Source organism: Acinetobacter sp. BSP-28, from assembly GCF_044130285.1.
In the GTDB taxonomy this organism is placed as follows: Bacteria; Pseudomonadota; Gammaproteobacteria; order Pseudomonadales; family Moraxellaceae; genus Acinetobacter.
In genome coordinates this window covers 1-16,631 of the sequence record NZ_JBIQOB010000036.1, presented here as the reverse complement: position 1 = coordinate 16,631, position 16,631 = coordinate 1, and the positions used below count along the sequence as shown (strand labels likewise).

The window sequence follows — 16,631 nt, the reverse complement described above, 5'->3', positions numbered from 1 at the left end:
TAGCCATGCCATCTTTACGTAATGCCATGTAGCAAAGACCTTCTGTCTGTTCTTTCACATATTTAATCGCTTGTGGATTCGATTGCACTGCTGCCTGACAAATCTGTTCTGTTTGTTGATGTACATATTTCAGTGCAAATCCATACTTTTTAAGAGAATTAAAACGATTTAAAAATATAGCTTATTTGCATAAATCAAAGTCTAACTAAAGAAATGGCTAGTGAATACCCACTTATTTTGTAAATACTTTTAGTTAAAGGGGCAATAAAGGCCACTCGAGCAAAAAACCAACCTATATTTCTTAACAAATAATTTAATTACCATATATATTTTACATTAATTTTTATTGCTATTCTTCACTTTAAAAGAGCCTTAGTGTCGTAAAAAATCTTGAAAAAAGTCTGAAATTAGTGCAAATTACACACAATCTTAAAAGTTTCAAAAAATATACAAATAAACACATTATGAATAAAGAATCTTTTGTTTTTTGCATAGGGATAATCTCAAGTATTTTATCAATAGCATGCTCAAATCAAGTGTATGCTGATGATTTATCCTCTTTATTTAGCAAAGCAAAAAAGTTTTCACCTCATCTGCCCCTAGCATATAGTCAACAGGAAATAGCCAAGCAAAAAATTAATCAGGCTAAAGCAGCAAATGAACCCAAAATAAACTTTAGTGCTCAGGAAAAGAAAGGAATAAGTGCACGCAATGGTGGAGAAGAAATTGACTATCGTTTAAGAAATTATGCAATTCAGATGTCATTTCCAATTATTAACAAGTCTATACAAGAAGAAATTTCCTCTGCAGAAATCGCTGAAAAAGTCGCTTTGGTACAATCTCAAGTTACTTATGATGAACTGCTATTAACCATTGTTGATCAATATTTCAAGATCTTAAATCTGGATTCAAAATATCAATTGATGCAGCAACAAAAAAAATTAATTTATGAACAGCAAAGAATGGCTGCTGCCAATTTTGATCAAGGCATGGTTTCCATTACCGATTTAAAAGAAGCTGAAGCCAAACTCGCGACTTTACAGAGCCAAGAACAAAGCCTGTATCTGGAAATAGCTCGAGAAAAAAATATTTTGTCGCAGTTCATAGGAAGCAATGATTTCACAATTCAGCAAATTCAAAACTCTCTCGCTGTGCTTCCTATTTTGTCGATATCAGATCAGGATTTTTTTTCTCAACTTTTGTTAAAGAACAATAAGCAAATTCAAATATCAGAACTCAATTTGGAAGCGACAAAACTAGAGTTAAAACAAGCAAAAGCAGCGAGATACCCAAACTTAAATTTTTCAGCAAAACTCAGCCGGAATTTTGAATCTCAAGATTCGGCTTTTTCAAATAAACAGGATGGCTGGGACTATTTATACGGATTTGAATTGAATGTGCCCATGTATAACTCAGAAACCCATTTTAAGATTAAGGAAAAACAGGCTTCTCTTGATAAAAGTAAGAATGAATTAAACCTGGCCATTCAAAAGCAACGCAGACAAATGCTTGAAAGTTTTTATACCACGCTTTCATCGATGTCTAAAGCCAATGGTATGAAAGAAGCAGAATCCTCTTTACTGGTTGCATGGCAGTCTAATAAACGGGCTTATGAAGTAGGTATGCGTGTGAATGCTGATGTTCTAGAAGCTCAATCAAAATACTTTGAAATAAAACAAGAAAGAATAAGCATGTGGTATGAAGCTTGGCAAAACTACATTAAATGTAAAATTATACTCGGTACATTTACTGATGAAGATTTACTCAATATAGATCAAATTTTTTATGCAAAAAGCTTAGTAAATTAAACGTATATGACAGACAATAAAATGCAAGAGCAAATCATAAAAACACCCGAACCAATTCAACACTGGCTGAATAACCTAAAGCAACTTAACGTTACTGTCATCGATGTTTGCTTTGAAAATTTCTTAAGTTTTGGCACTCAGCAGTTTGCTGAAATTACCCAAGAAGAATGGAACAGTATCAAAAACATGCTGTCTCAGGAAAAACCGATTCATCTTCAAAGTCGGAATTCAGGGTACTTGCTAGGCTATCTGCTTAACCATCAGGACTCTCTATCCTGTTTTGGTCTTTATCTTGCCCCTCCTATTCATGAATCTACCTTAGAAATCATTCGGACCAGTCTGGGATGGTTGTTTTATCAACATCAGACTCAACAGTTACATCAAGCATGGAATTCTGAACAACTGTTGGAAATTTTTGCCCAGGTCGTGAATCAATCAGAATTTCGAATTGCAGCCCAGGAATGGATTAATCAAACCACAACCTTTATTCGAAACCATTTTTCAGAATATGAAAACATTCAATTGAACTATTTTTATGTTCAGCCGGCAGATCGTGTTGAATGGCTGGTTTCGTCAGATTTATCCTGGACCGAAAAAGGTTCTGCAGATATGCAAAAAATGAAGGAAATCGCACTTCAGGCCGTGATGTTGCAGCATGAAATTCATCAGCCGTTATGGTGGGCATATCCCATCTTTAATCAGGGTGTGGTACAGGCTGTGCTGGTAGCAAAAGACCGTAAATTTGAGCAGAAGTCTGATCATACTTCACTCATGATGTATCTGAAGAATAATGTTGATTTAATGCAGCCCTTATTATCATTATGGAAAAATGCCGAGCAAGGTCTGGTTCAACACGGTATTCACGCGGGTCGTCATTTTCTGGGGAAATATACCCAACAAGGTCACTATGCCTGGAAAATAGTCAGCCTGTTATTAGGCATCTTTCTAATCAGTATTACCTTAATTCCTGTCGATAAGCTGGTTACTTCAAAGTTGAATGTTGAGGGAAAAACCAGATGGATTATTGCAGCCCCCATGCAAGGATTTATCACGCAAGTACTGGTACGTCCAGGCGATAAAGTTAGAACCAATCAGACCTTAATCAAACTTGATGATACAGACTTAAAGATTCAACTGGCTGAACAACAGAGCTTACTCGATCAGGCACAGCATCAATTTCGTGTCGCTATGGCTGAACAGAACCTGACAGATAGCGGTCTCGCTGCCAATCAGATAAGACAGCAAGAAGCTAAAATACAAACCATTCAAAGAAAATTGATACAGACAAATGTTGTTTCACCCTTGCATGGGACAGTGATTGACGGGGACTGGGTACAGCAAACGGGAACACCTATAGAAACAGGAAAAGAGCTGTTTCAAATCGCATCGCAGGATGCTTATAAGGTCATATTGCATGTTGCAGATCAAGACATTCATATGGTTAAAACCGGACAGAATGGTGTTTTAAAACTCACCAGCTTTCCTGATCAAACCTTCAAATTCAAGATCACGCGAATTATGCCGGTTGCTGCCGTGCAGAATAATGTCAATGGATTCAGGGTTGAAGCAGCCTGGCAAAACTCTCCCCCTGCCCTCACTCCAGGCATGCAAGGGGTAGGGAAAATTACCGTGGGTAAAACCAATCTTATATTCCGCTGGTCAAGAGATTTCATCAACTGGATGAAACTCAAAATCTGGTCTAGCTGGTAATCACATGCAAAGCCTGTTTTCTGAACATTGGCATGTAGTTCGCCATCTAAGACCTCAGCTACGTCAGAATGTAGAAGTATTGCCACGAATCTTGCGCGGGAAATCATGGTTCCTGCTGTTTGAACCAATGTCTCAACGCTTTGTTCGGGTCAACCCCGAAACCTGGTACGTGATTACTTTGCTGGACGGTCAATTGAATGTTGAGCAAATATGGGATAAGGCAGCAGAATATATTGAACAGCAAAATATTCAGTTTAATCAGCAACACAGAGCCATCAGCCAAAACGAATTGGTTCAGTTACTCAGCCAATTGTACAGTAATGACCTGCTACAGACTGAAGTTTCTTTTGATGCCGAGGAAATGTCCAAACGCTACAAGAAACACAAATTCAATAAACTCAAACAGTCTTTTCTGAATCCGATCAGTCTGAAAGTTCCACTTATCTATCCGGATGCCTTTTTCAGTCGATGTAAAAAACTTTCACGCTCCATATTTAATGTATGGGGAGTTGTGTTGTGGCTCATCATTGTTATTCCAGCTTTGTTGCTGTTGGCAGAAAACTGGCAGAGTCTAAGCAGCAACTTATCAGACCGGGTTCTCGCCACCAGTAACCTTTTTATCCTTTGGCTGACCTATCCCATTGTAAAAATTATTCACGAATTTGCACATGGACTTGCCATAAAAGCCTGGGATGGAAATGTCAGGGAAATGGGCCTGATGTTTATTCTGTTCATCCCCATCCCCTATGTAGATGCTTCATCTTCTTACCATTTTGTCTCCAAGTGGCAAAGAATTGCTGTTTCTATTGCTGGAATCATGACGGAACTGTTACTTGGTGCTATTGCGATCTACTTATGGGTTTCTACCGAAACAGGCCTCATCCATGCCTTTGCTTATAATGTCATCTTCATTGCCGCCGTTTCCACGGTACTGGTTAATGGTAATCCCTTGATGCGCTATGATGGCTATTACATTCTTTCAGACCTGCTAGAAATTCCAAATCTTGCAGGTCGGGCAACCAAATACTGGGTTTACCTTTCAGACAAGTATATTTTAGGAGCCAGTACTGCTCAGCCGCCCTTTGCCTCGGAAAGAGAAAGGTTCTGGCTTATCGTGTACGGATTTTTCTCTCCCCTGTACCGGATTAGCATTATGCTGGGGCTAATCTGGTTTGTGGCACAAAAATATTTCATGTTTGGTGTTTTGCTCGCCATTATTTCTGCATTTATGACCATTGTCATGCCCATATACAAAGGCATTAAGCATATTTATCAGGGGGCAAGTTTGTCCAAATATCGCGACCAGGCCATTCAACGTTTTCGTTGGATCATGCTATCCCTTATTTTCATCCTCTGCATTTTACCATTTCCCTATTACACTACTCAGCAAGCAGTGGTCTGGTTACCCGAGGAATCCATGATCCGGGCCATGGAATCAGGCAGTGTAAAAATAATTCATCTTAAGAATAATCAAATTAAAAAAAATCAGATTCTTTTTACTCTGGAAAATGCGGAACTCACTGAAAAATATAATTTGCAAAAATTACAGGTTGAAGAAGCGGACTATAAAATTCGGCAGGCTTCACTCGATGATGTGCAATTGCGTGAAAAACTAGAATTACAGAAACAAGGTCTCGATCAGCAGCTTCTGCAATATCAACTCAAAGTAAATCAACTAAATATACATAGCCCGATTGCCGGTCACTGGTTTGCAAAAGATCATATCGAGTTGGATCAGCGATTTTATAAACGCGGTGATATTATCGGTTATGTCATAGACCAACCTGCTCAGCTTATTCGTAGTGCCGTCGTCCAGCAAGATTATGAATTGATACAGAACAGGTTGAAAGGCATTGAAATCCGGTTTAAAAACCATTTTGATTCCATTTACACAGGAAACATTGTCAGAAGTACGCCTCAAACCCAAAAGAAACTTTTCTCCTCGGCTCTGGGCAGTCAGGCAGGCGGCAACATTACGGTAGACCCGACAGATCAGGAAGGTGCTTCTGCCTTACAGAACTATTTTGATCTCGATATTCAGTTGTCTAAACCCATAGACTCGAACGTGTTTGGGGATATTGCATATATACGATTTGACTTGGGCTATTCACCTTTAGCCTTGCAATGGATCAGAAAATTGCGTCAGTTATTCTTGGAGCAATTCTATGTCTAACCTGAGCGTGATTAAAAATCTGTCCTTGCATCCGTTTTATTTGTCCTATGTTTCAAGAGAAGAACAGCAGGATCAGGAATTACATAAATTTGAGATTTTTTTTGCAAATTTGATGGGATGGATTCCTGCGAAAAAAATTTCACGAAAAGTTATACAGCAATTTTCCCAAAAAATTGTTGTGCATAAGGCTGCGCTTAGCCAACTGGATCATCAGCAACTGGTCAAAACGTTTAATGAAGCTTTGAGCATATTATCAACAGTCAAAGCCAGCTATGACAATGTGGCCATTGCCTTTGCCTGTATAGGTGAAGCCATTTCAAGAGTGTTTAAGATCTACCCTCATCCGGTCCAGTTTATGGGAGCCTATATTCTTTTAACTGGCCGGCTCGCAGAAATGCCTACAGGTGAAGGTAAAACACTGGTTGCTGGCATAGCGGCAACGTTTATGGCAGCTACCGGCAATTATGTCCATGTACTCACGACTAACGCTTATCTTGCGCAACGTGATGAAGAAGAATTGCGTCCATTATTTGAATTTTTCCATTTAAGTAGTGGCTCAATTAACAGTGAAATGGAATTTCCTGAACGAAAGCAGAATTACCAGAAACGGATTTGCTATGTCTCTGCCAATGAAATTGTATTTGATTATCTTAAAGATCATATCTCGGGCAAAGGCACCCAGCCGCGTCAGATTGAAAATTTACGCAATTTAAGTTTTGGGCAGTCTGCAGCAGAAGACATGATTGTTCCTGCCCTGCACTTTTGTATTGTAGATGAAGCTGACAGTGTATTTATTGATGAAGCTCAAACGCCAATGGTCATTTCACAGGAAGCTGAAGGCTTGATCGAACCGGAGGTGATTCACTGGGCTATTGCACAGGCCAGACAACTTCATCCAGATACTGATTTTGAAATTCGGGAAGCCGAACACCACATTCACATTGAACATATTCCTGAACAGAAGCAGGTTGCCCTACCCGATGCCATCCGCCCGATTTGGTACAATCATGCCTGGAAAATGCTGCTGGTTCAGCAGGCATTGACGGCATTACATCTTTATCATAAAGACCAGCAGTATATTATTCAGGACAATAAAATACAGATTGTGGATGAAAGCACAGGCCGGATCATGGCGGATCGCTCATGGGAACAGGGACTGCACCAACTGATTGAAGCCAAAGAAGGTGTTGAGCTGTCTAAAGGGCGAGATACGCTGGCAAAGATGACCTTTCAGCGGTTTTTTAGAAGATATCTGCTTTTATCTGGCTTAACGGGTACGGGACTTGAAGTTTCCCGTGAACTCTGGATGATCTACCGTTTAAAAGTCTGTCAGATTCCACCCAATATTCCCTCTAAACGTCAGCAGTATAAGCACCGCTACTTCAAAACCAATGAGCAAAAATATAAGGCCATTGCCAGTCATGCACAGTCTGTAGCCAAGCAGAATCGTTCGGTATTGATTGGAACCCGAAGCATCGAAGCATCGGAATCCATTTCTGAAGCCCTGACGAGGCTAGACATTAAACATATTGTTCTCAATGCTCGACAGGATGCTCAGGAAGCAGCAATCATTGCCGAAGCAGGTCATAGCGGTAAAATTACCGTAGCCACTAATATGGCAGGTCGCGGCACAGATATCAAACTGCGCCCTGAAACCAAACAGGTTGGTGGCTTGCATGTCATTTTGACTGAATTCCATGAATCAGCGCGAATTGACCGGCAGCTTTATGGCCGCGCCGGCCGTCAAGGAGATCAAGGCTCGTGTGTAGCCTATGTCTGTGGCACGGATGATTTATTACAACAAAATGCCAGATGGTTTGTGTGGTTGCTCAACCTCATGCCTCTTGTTTTTATACAACATTATTTACTCACTCTTGCAGTGAAACACATGCAGAAGAAATGTCAGAAACGTGCTTACCGTAACCGGATAGCCATGTTTAAACAGGACAAAAAACTCAATTCACAAATTGGTTTTGCGGGGAAAATTTACTAAATGAAATACTCACTTCTCTTACTTGCAGGCATCAACTGCCCTATTTTTGCAAATACGGTTAACTTTGCCTGCATGGTTCAGCCTGCGCAGATTGTAGAAATCAGAAGTCCTGTGACCGGTACTTTACAACAGTTACATGTCAAGGCTGGAAGTCCAATCAGAAAAGGGCAGATTCTGGCTCAGATAGAAGCCAATGTTGAAAAGTCAGCCACCCAGACTGCTTATTACCGTACTCAGGTAAAGGGAAATGTCGCAACAGCTCAATCCAAAATTACTCACGCTACAAAAAAAGCTGAGCGTATGAAGCAACTGAGTGCTGAAAATTTTGTTTCAAAGCAGGCTTATGATGATGCAGTCAATGAACTGAGCCAGGCTCGAGCCGAACTTCAATTGGCCAAAGAAAATTTGAAACAGGCAGAATTTGAATATAAGCAAAGTCAGGCTGACTTGAATCGCAGAAAAATTTACAGTCCGTTTAATGGGGTGGTCATGCAGCAATACATTTATGCCGGTAGCATGGTTGGGCCGACTGAAGGAAAAAATCCTATTTTAAAAATAGCCCAGACTGATCAATTTAAAATTAATGCGATTGTTCCTTTAAAATATTTTCGCTCAATTAAAAAAGGCCAATCGGTCAAGATTGTCCCTGAGGCACCATTTGACAAATTTATAACAACTGTAAAGCTTGATCATGTTGATCAGGTCATTGATGCCAGTTCTGGAACATTCAGTGCAGGTACTACAATTTTGAGTAATTCCGTAAAATTCCCAAGTGGAATTCGTTGTAAGATGTACTTATAAAGTACATCTTACACTTAGAGTTATTTATTCACTTTTTGATAGGGAGGTAATGCAGTGCCTGCTTCTCTGACCAATTCCATTAATACCTGATATTCTTTATAGCTATCATTTAAATATTCAAGTTCAGCATCTCTTTTTTCATTAATCAGAATGTTTTGATGAAATTGATAACGCTGTTGAAGATAGTTTTTGTCCAATCCTAAAGCAATAATCATGAGTTCTTGTGACCAATGCATTTGCACTAAAATATTATCTAAAGCATCTCCATAAGCCCATGCTTGCAGACTTTGCAAATGACCATTTGAAAAATGTTTATGTAAAAATTTCACAAATTTATCAAATTCCTGGAAAAACTTTTTTACACCGTATGCACTTTCCCATTTACAACGGATAAAATCAAAATTTAGATCATATGTACCATGCGATTCTCTTGTTATATCTCAAATATTTGGTATATCAATTCTAAATTTTAGTTTCTTTCCAAATTTCTCTTTTAACTCAGGTGTTAAAAAGTGATTAGACAGATCAAACGAAAAATCTATATTGTGAGATTCAATAAATCCCCAAAGAATAAATTAAAGTTGGTAGAAAATATTCCGTGTTTCACAAATAAAATTAAAAAATCTATGTGTATTATTTACCGCAGTCTTGGCATCTGAATCATTTTCGTCAAGTTCCATAAAATCATATTTTTTACAAAATATATGTAATTCATACTTTTTTAACAGTGGATGCTGTGAACACCATAAATGGAATAATTCTTCTGCTTTTTTTATATTCCGAGGTGCCTCAATATTCTCTAAATCAAAGCTTTGTTGTTCGGAACTTAAAGGTTTTAAATAAGACGTTAGAACCTGAGCAACTGCTTCATCTGGAACTTGTAAAATACTAAAGCCCCATACGGCAAAGCGCGGTTCGTAAAAACCTACCCCCGTTTCCTTAACGGCCTCATAAAAAACGCGATACAATGCATCGCCTTGAGCAATATGGTCAAAATGATCCAGCTCTAAAACAGCACAAGGGTCGGCTAAAAGAGCTTGCTGTAAGTTAACACACCATTGTTTTGTTTCTTCAGGGAAAGAATCACTATAGGCGTCATCAATCAAGCCCAGTCTCTAATCTTTTTTCCCTTAGGTGAAGTATTTCTATGCTTTTGATAAAGCTCATAGGCTGTACGTTCAGTTTCATTCAAGTTTGGAAATTTTCCTGTAACTTCAGGCTCCCACAAATAGACTGCACCTAATGACATTTGATTTTCCCTAAATTATTTAAAAATTTTAATCTAAAAAAAGAGATACCCACTTATGGATATCTCTTTTACTTTGTTATATCAATTTTTTCCAGTTCAGCTGGGCTTGCAATTCCAGTGCCTTAAGCCAGGCATCAGATTGTTTTTGCTCACGTAGTATTAGCCATTCATCATCTTCATCCTGACTTGATTTCAGAATATTAAAATCAAGAGTGCTATTAAACTGAATTGGGCATGCCCACTGCGCTTGTACAGCTAAAGATACAGAAGAAACGTGATTGCTCCATGCAGAAACAAAGCCATTTAGCAGTTGCCATGGTGTTGCACATGCCGTGCCACCCAACATATTCACCTGAATGCTAGTCAGTTTGCTTGCACTGTGCTGATTACTTTGCTCGACCGCAGTAGCCCGAACCTGAACACTCATGTTCTGACTACTATTACTTGCAAAACGTAATTGGGTTGTATCCCACTGGCTGATATCAATCCACTGCTGCACTGACTGAACCGTGATATAGCGAGTACCGTCAGTCAACACAGTACCCTGACTTAATCCGGAAATTTCCAGTTTGATCGTTTCAGAACCATCCAGATCTGAAGAACGTGCTGCCAGCACAGGTAAATAAGTCGTTTGACCGATTGCCGCATAAACAGTATTTGCCGTAGAAATATACGTCTCTACCAGGCGAATATTGCTAATAAAGGCACTACGACCAGCTAAATTACCTTCAAGTTGAATGCGAAGTACGCGCTCTTTGCCATTACCATTGAAGTCAATATTATATTGCTGCCAATTTAATGCCATCAGATCGCTTGCCGCATCGAAAGATGCAATACGTTGCCCATCCAGGTAAATACCGACTCGACCATAATCCGCGATAAGACCTGGCAAGCCTGCCATATCCAGACTCAAGTTATAGACATTACCATCCATGGTACTGATACTTCTCTCAATGGCATTTTGCTGATACAGGGTATCCTTGCCGTCATTCAGTCGAATCCAGGCATTTGATGTTTTATCCTGTAAGCTAACCACTTTTCCTGAAGTATTTTTAATCTGGTCACCAGCATGCCATACCTCAAAGGCATTAAGTTTCAGTGACTGGTCACTGCGTCCTGTCCAACCATCAAGATTACTCATGTATAGCACCGTTGCATTTTTATTCAGTATGGCGTTATACACCCCACTCCATTCGGTTTGGAACATCTGGAAACTGGTTAAAGCATTTTGCGACTGCTGCGTTTCCAGAACAGGGGCATCTGCTAAAGCATCAATCTGTAATTTCAGCTCGTGAATTGCAGTTGCAATATCACCATTTGAACGTTCAATGCTACTTGCAACGACTTGAACATTAATTTCACCACTGAAATCTTTAGGCGGAGTCAGCTGCAGAGTTTGCACATTCCAGCCGGTAATATCTGCTACAGTTTTCTGTTCAGTCACAATAAACTGATGTGTACCATCTGTGAGCTGACTACCCACAGGCAATCCAACCAGAGCAAGTTTCAACTGCTCCGATCCATCCGTATCCTGCAATGTTGCCCGCAATTCAGGCAGTAACATGCTTTGATCTTCTTTACCCGTATTCAAGGATTTCTGGGTTGAAAGCACAATATTATCAATCATTGCTCCACGACCACTTAAGTGAGTCAGTGGTGCATCAATACGAATCTGAATATTTTGTGCTTTGCCCGTACCCACAAAGCTGAACTGAACATTTTTCCAGTTCAACTGGTCATTTGGACTAGTATTGGCATAAGTCGCAATGCGTTTACCATCCACATAAATTGCAATTTGGGTAAAGCATTCACTGAAGCCTAAACGACCTGCATAGTCGAAGCTCAAGTTATAGCTGCGGCCAAGTTCAGTTTCGACATTTCGAGAGATCCCGAGAGTCTGAGCCTGGAACAAGCCAGCATCGTTCAATTCTAGCCAATTTTGACCATTGCCCGCTTTTGCCTGTACAGTTTTTGCTATAGCAAAAGCGTTGTCCATACGGTCATTATTGCTCCAGATTTCAAAACCGTCCGTACCAAACAGATTGCAATCCAGCCCTTTCAGTAAGGTCCAGCCTTCAAACACATTCTGTTCAAGAAGCGTGGATGTTGAATCTTGATTGACGGCAGTTTCCCATCCTGTCTGGAAGATAATTTCCTGAGTCGTGCTTGAACCTACAGATACAACAGGTTGATCCACAACAGCTTCTACTTCAATGTTCAGATATGCAGATTCGCTGTAGAACTGACCATCAAATGCTTTATAGCCAATTTGGGCATAAATCTGCTTGATATTGCCTATACCAGCAATGAAAGCATCACTTGCTTCATTAGCAGCAGGAACAAACCGGATATGCCCTGCATCAAAGTCTGCTTGACCAAGTAAAGTCAGAGAGGAAACCCCAATCCATTGATTATCCTTAAACTGTTGCAATAACCCGCGCTCAGGCAGTGAACTGATCAACAGTTTTAAAGTGTCGCCATCTACATCACTTAAAGAGAAATCAGACCATTTCAGGATCAATGCCTGATCTTCCTGTCCTTTAACAGCATTAGATTTTGCTATAGGCATGTCATTGACTGGGTTGATCGTAATATTGACATTCACAATCTGAGACTGGGCCTGACCGTCCGTGACAAAGTAACTGAAACTGTCTGTTCCATAATAATTTGCAACTGGCTGATACTGATAGCGTCCATCTGCAAGCTGAACCAATTGACCATGTGTTGGCGCATTGGCAATCACAGAGGTTAAGCTGTCGCCATCTACATCGGAAGCAGTCTGTAACGGGTTAAAGATAAGTGCTGTATCTTCATCAGTCACCAGATTCTGGGCAGACAATACCGGTGCATCGTTCACAGCATTGACAATAATCAGAATGTTTACGGTTTCTGAATTGAGCTGACCATCTGTCACGTAATAACTGAACTTCACTTCACCATTGAAATTCGGCTCTGGAATGAAGTGATAATAACCGCCACCTGTTGCTGTAAATTGTCCATGAAGCGGTGCTTCAGTAGTGACGATACTTAACTGATCACCCTCAACATCGTAAGCATTCTCCAGCAAATTCAGCATTAACTGACCATCTTCCACCATGGAAATAATACGTGGTGTCAGTGTAGGCTTATCGTTCACTGGAGTAACAACCAGCAGCACATTTACCGTTTCAGACTTTAAAACCCCATCCGTCACATAATAGCTGAAGATCACTTCACCATTAAAATTCGGCTCTGGAACATAGTGATAAATTCCCGGCAATGTTTCGGTTAATTGTCCATGCAATGGTGGATTCACAACCACTGCTGTCAGATGATCTCCCTCCACATCTTTTGCGTTGCTCAATAAACTGAAGACAATTTCTGTATCTTCTTCCAGTGTCTTGATCATCGGAGATGCCACAGGTGCATCATTCACTGCGCGGATGACTATAGATACCGTTACGATTTGAGAGTTCAGTTCACCATCACTCACCAGATAACTGAAACTGTCAGTGCCATTGTAATTTTCATAAGGCACATACAGATATGCACCGGTAGAGATTTGAGTTAATCGTCCATTCTGAGGTTGCGCCACAATGACCGCCGTCAGGTTGACGCTGTCTATGTCCGATGCTGTAGCAAACGGATTGAAAATCACGGATGTATCTTCATCCGTTACCAGCTGCTGAGTGCTTAGTTCTGGAGCATCATTCACAGCATGAATCACAATATTGACAGAAACAACTTGTGAACTTAATTCACCATCGCTCACGCTATGGCTGAAGCTGTCAGTACCATGGTAATGGTCAGCTGGAACATATTGATAGCGTCCATCTGCAAGTAACTCAAGTCGTCCATGCGCTGGTTGAGTCACGACAACTGCGGTGAGCGTATCGGCATCTTCATCATGCGCTGTTACCAGCAGGTCAATGACAATACTGCGATCTTCATCGGTCACAATATTCTGGCCAACTAACTCTGGCGCTGTATTTGATGCCAATACCTTAATGCTGAAGGTATAGGTCTCAGATGTCGCCTCACCATCAGAAAGCACAATACTGAAGCTGTCCGTACCGACAAAGTCTTTATCAACTAAGTAAATATACTGACCTGTTTGTGCATCAAAACTGATCGCCCCAAACTCAGGCTGTAAAGTGATTGAAATCTGAATATCATCATTTTCAATGTCTTGTACATACTGATCGAAATCCAGTACTAAAGGCTGTCCTGCAATGATTTCCCATTCAGGTTGCTGCACAAATTCAGGAGCATCATTCACAGACTGAATATCGAGTTTTACCGTTGCTACTTTAGATTCTGTGCCATCAGTCATCACAAAGTAATAACTAAATTGGTCTTCGCCAAAGTAATTTGCATGTGGTGTGTAGCTAAATTCACCATTGGCTTTCAGAATCAGTTCACCATGTTGTGGCGCATTGACCAGGATCACATTATCTACCGTCTGATGAATCAGCACATCATTATTCAGGACATTGCCTGAAAGAAGAGTGTCTTCATTCAGCTTGTACTGATCATTGATAGCCATGCTTTCAGAAACAATACGAATGTTGCTGAGTGTCACATGGCTGTCAGCCTCACCAAAACCAAGCAAGTCGAAAGATAACAAGACTTCACGACCCACAAGTGCCTGATCCAGGTTAATGAAGAAGGTTTGGGTTCCATCTGCATTGATGATGCGCTCAATACCCTGAGCAAGTGAATATGTTCCATTTGTCTGCAAGTTAAACAGTGAGTCAGTATTGTTTAAGTCATTCACTTTAAACAATGCTTCACCTGTTCGAGCATCCAATAATGCGACTTCAAAGGCATCGTCAGGACGGTTGTTATAGTCTGACAGTTGCTGATCTTTCACTGTAAAGGTCAAAACACGATCGTATTCACCCACTTTGAAGGCTTGGGAAAGGTTGGTTTGCTGATTAGCACTTTCATTAAGCTGAACATCCTGACCATTTAGGATGATTTCGCCCTGATTAAACCAGTTACCAATCTGAGTACCTGAATTTACATTCTGGAACTGATCATTAATTTGAACAGGTGCTTGCCATGCATAACCTGGAGCCTGGTAAGATGTTTCATCATATGCCTGACCAGATAACCATGCCAAGTATTTAGCATCATTGGCATTTGGTAAACGGCGTTGCCCCTCATTGATATTCAAGGACATAACATCATCTGCAGTACGATGACTTACACCTAGTACGTTACCAATTTCATGAATTAACACAGTTAATAAATCAATTTTATTATCTGCTTCACTGCCAGATTTTGCATCGAAATTATAATTTGTTGAACCTAAATTAAATTCTTCATTTAAGTTTGGTGTCGCGTCTACAAACCAGCCCCAGCCTGCAGCATTCAATGAAACAGTAATATGTGTATCTTCTGTAATAGCTACAATATTGTCTTTTAACGTTCCTAATTGAATACTAATTTGATCCAGATCAGATTGTTTAGCACCTGCATTTAACCAATATTGTTCTGCAACATTATATAACTCTTCCAATTGAACTGACGTAATAGAGGTTATTACTTCGCTTACTACTGGTAAAGTCACAACTAATTGATGCTGGACAATATTATTTGCTTTTACCGTATCTATTACAGATTGAATAGCAACATCATAAGGTTTATTTAGGTCTAAAGGCTTTAATATCTCTTCCCTCGATTTTTCAACTATTTTAACCTCAATAAGTTTCCCATCTTTATATATTTTTTCAAATCCTAGAAAACTTTGAGGAAGGAATTTGATTTCTCCATCAACCTCCACGCCTTTTGAAATTGCAATATATAAATCATCCGATAACCAATCATTTGGTGACCATGAATCTCCATATTTTGCTAAATTGGATTGATTAAAATTCATTTGCTCAATTGTATTTTTAATGGCTGGATCTGTTGCCATCTTAGCTAGAGCATTTGCTAAATCCCAAGATCTACTCGTCGATAGCTCCCCTGAAGCCACCGTTGGAATAATAGTATGTTGGTAATTCCCTCCATAATAGTCAATTGAACTATTTGTCCTTAACAAATCATTCATCAATGTACTCGTATTTTTTTCATAATTGAGAATGTCATCTTTTAACTTCTCAATTTTTTCAAAATCTGCCTCAGTTAATAACTCTGGATCTTTAGTAGATAACTCATTTAGTTCAGATTTCCATTTTGATACGCTATCATTTAAATAAGCATAAACAGGTCCAGTTTTATATCCATAAGTACTATCCCATTTAATATCTCCTGACATGGTAGTTGGAACTCTCGAACCATCAATGTCTGCATAGATAATTACATCACCACGATTAATCGCATTTTTCCCATTCACAAATGGATTTGGGTAACCAAAAGTTAGCGCATATAGCATCTCTTTACCCGTGACAGGATCGATCTGGCTTAATGATCCATAACCCATCTGCTGTCCCTGTGAAGAGCTTGGCTTATGTGGACTGTTAGGATTTGATTTAAGTTCAATATCCTTAACAATAGCTGCCCCTCTTAAATCATCAGGTAAATCTTTAATCATCTGATCACTACTGGAATAAACATTTTTGGCTGTTTTTTCCATTTGCTTCAACACATCCAACCCATCATTGCCTGTGCTGCTACCAGCATTCATTGGACTAGTTGATGCACCACAATTGGTATTATGAACCCAGAATGACCGTGTCCCGACATAGTAGGTATGATAATCTTCAACTTCAAAATTATAGACATCAGCGAGATATGGAATATATTCACTTTCTCCTTGTTCATTCTCAGAACGATAAGAATTATAAGCAAACTTCCCATTTATCCTTCCTGTTTCTCTAATAGTATTCAAATCAAAAGCTGAACCATAGCCATCGCCTTCAGGATCTAATGCCCATGCAATATGCGCTTCCTCTGTTTGATATAATTGCG

The 16,631-nt window shown here is 39.7% G+C and carries 10 protein-coding genes; 5 read left to right on the top strand and 5 right to left on the bottom strand.

Features of this window, described 5'->3' with window-relative positions:
• A partial coding sequence (locus ACE01R_RS16840) for a DUF4116 domain-containing protein (protein WP_395552660.1) occupies window positions 1–178 on the bottom strand: 178 nt, incomplete at its 3' end.
• Window positions 179–464: 286 nt separating this feature from the next.
• Here ACE01R_RS16840 and ACE01R_RS16835 point away from each other — a divergent pair.
• The 5 genes from ACE01R_RS16835 to ACE01R_RS16815 are packed head-to-tail and all read left to right on the top strand — an operon-like array spanning window position 465 to window position 8,485.
• Window positions 465–1,808 (top strand): TolC family protein, encoded by a 1,344-nt coding sequence (locus ACE01R_RS16835; protein ID WP_395552659.1) that lies wholly within the window; start codon window positions 465–467, stop codon window positions 1,806–1,808.
• Between the two features lie 21 nt (window positions 1,809–1,829).
• Window positions 1,830–3,518, top strand: a complete 1,689-nt coding sequence (locus tag ACE01R_RS16830; protein ID WP_395552658.1) for an efflux RND transporter periplasmic adaptor subunit — start codon at window positions 1,830–1,832, stop codon at window positions 3,516–3,518.
• Window positions 3,519–3,522: 4 nt separating this feature from the next.
• The gene (locus ACE01R_RS16825) at window positions 3,523–5,691 is read left to right on the top strand and encodes a site-2 protease family protein (protein WP_395552657.1); all 2,169 of its coding nucleotides are present in this window, start codon (window positions 3,523–3,525) and stop codon (window positions 5,689–5,691) included.
• Window positions 5,684–7,684 carry a hypothetical protein gene (locus tag ACE01R_RS16820; RefSeq protein WP_395552656.1) on the top strand — a complete coding sequence of 667 codons (2,001 nt, stop codon included), beginning with the start codon at window positions 5,684–5,686 and terminating at the stop codon, window positions 7,682–7,684. The genes ACE01R_RS16825 and ACE01R_RS16820 overlap by 8 nt, the downstream gene beginning before the upstream one ends.
• Window positions 7,685–8,485, top strand: coding sequence for an efflux RND transporter periplasmic adaptor subunit (locus ACE01R_RS16815; RefSeq protein ID WP_395552655.1), 801 nt, complete (start codon window positions 7,685–7,687; stop codon window positions 8,483–8,485). It begins immediately after the preceding gene.
• Window positions 8,486–8,505: 20 nt separating this feature from the next.
• Here ACE01R_RS16815 and ACE01R_RS16810 read toward each other — a convergent pair whose 3' ends face one another.
• The 4 genes from ACE01R_RS16810 to ACE01R_RS16795 form a co-directional block, all read right to left on the bottom strand.
• Window positions 8,506–8,814: a hypothetical protein gene (locus ACE01R_RS16810; RefSeq protein WP_395552654.1), complete on the bottom strand. Its 309-nt coding sequence runs from the start codon at window positions 8,812–8,814 to the stop codon at window positions 8,506–8,508.
• Window positions 8,815–9,060: 246 nt separating this feature from the next.
• Window positions 9,061–9,591 (bottom strand): hypothetical protein, encoded by a 531-nt coding sequence (locus tag ACE01R_RS16805; RefSeq protein WP_395552653.1) that lies wholly within the window; start codon window positions 9,589–9,591, stop codon window positions 9,061–9,063.
• Window positions 9,588–9,734, bottom strand: coding sequence for a hypothetical protein (locus ACE01R_RS16800; RefSeq protein WP_395552652.1), 147 nt, complete (start codon window positions 9,732–9,734; stop codon window positions 9,588–9,590). Before ACE01R_RS16800 ends, ACE01R_RS16805 begins: the two co-directional genes overlap by 4 nt.
• 76 nt (window positions 9,735–9,810) lie before the next feature.
• Window positions 9,811–16,551: a tandem-95 repeat protein gene (locus ACE01R_RS16795; RefSeq protein WP_395552651.1), complete on the bottom strand. Its 6,741-nt coding sequence runs from the start codon at window positions 16,549–16,551 to the stop codon at window positions 9,811–9,813.
• Between the last annotated feature and the right edge of the window lie 80 nt (window positions 16,552–16,631).

Excerpts from the sequence above, each read along its gene's own strand:
- ACE01R_RS16830 (WP_395552658.1), top strand. The coding sequence starts at position 1,830 with ATGCAAGAGCAAATCATAAAAACACCCGAACCAATTCAACACTGGCTG.
- ACE01R_RS16825 (WP_395552657.1), top strand. The coding sequence starts at position 3,523 with ATGCAAAGCCTGTTTTCTGAACATTGGCATGTAGTTCGCCATCTAAGA.
- ACE01R_RS16835 (WP_395552659.1), top strand. The coding sequence starts at position 465 with ATGAATAAAGAATCTTTTGTTTTTTGCATAGGGATAATCTCAAGTATT.
- ACE01R_RS16815 (WP_395552655.1), top strand. The coding sequence starts at position 7,685 with ATGAAATACTCACTTCTCTTACTTGCAGGCATCAACTGCCCTATTTTT.
- ACE01R_RS16800 (WP_395552652.1), bottom strand. The coding sequence starts at position 9,734 with ATGTCATTAGGTGCAGTCTATTTGTGGGAGCCTGAAGTTACAGGAAAA.
- ACE01R_RS16820 (WP_395552656.1), top strand. The coding sequence starts at position 5,684 with ATGTCTAACCTGAGCGTGATTAAAAATCTGTCCTTGCATCCGTTTTAT.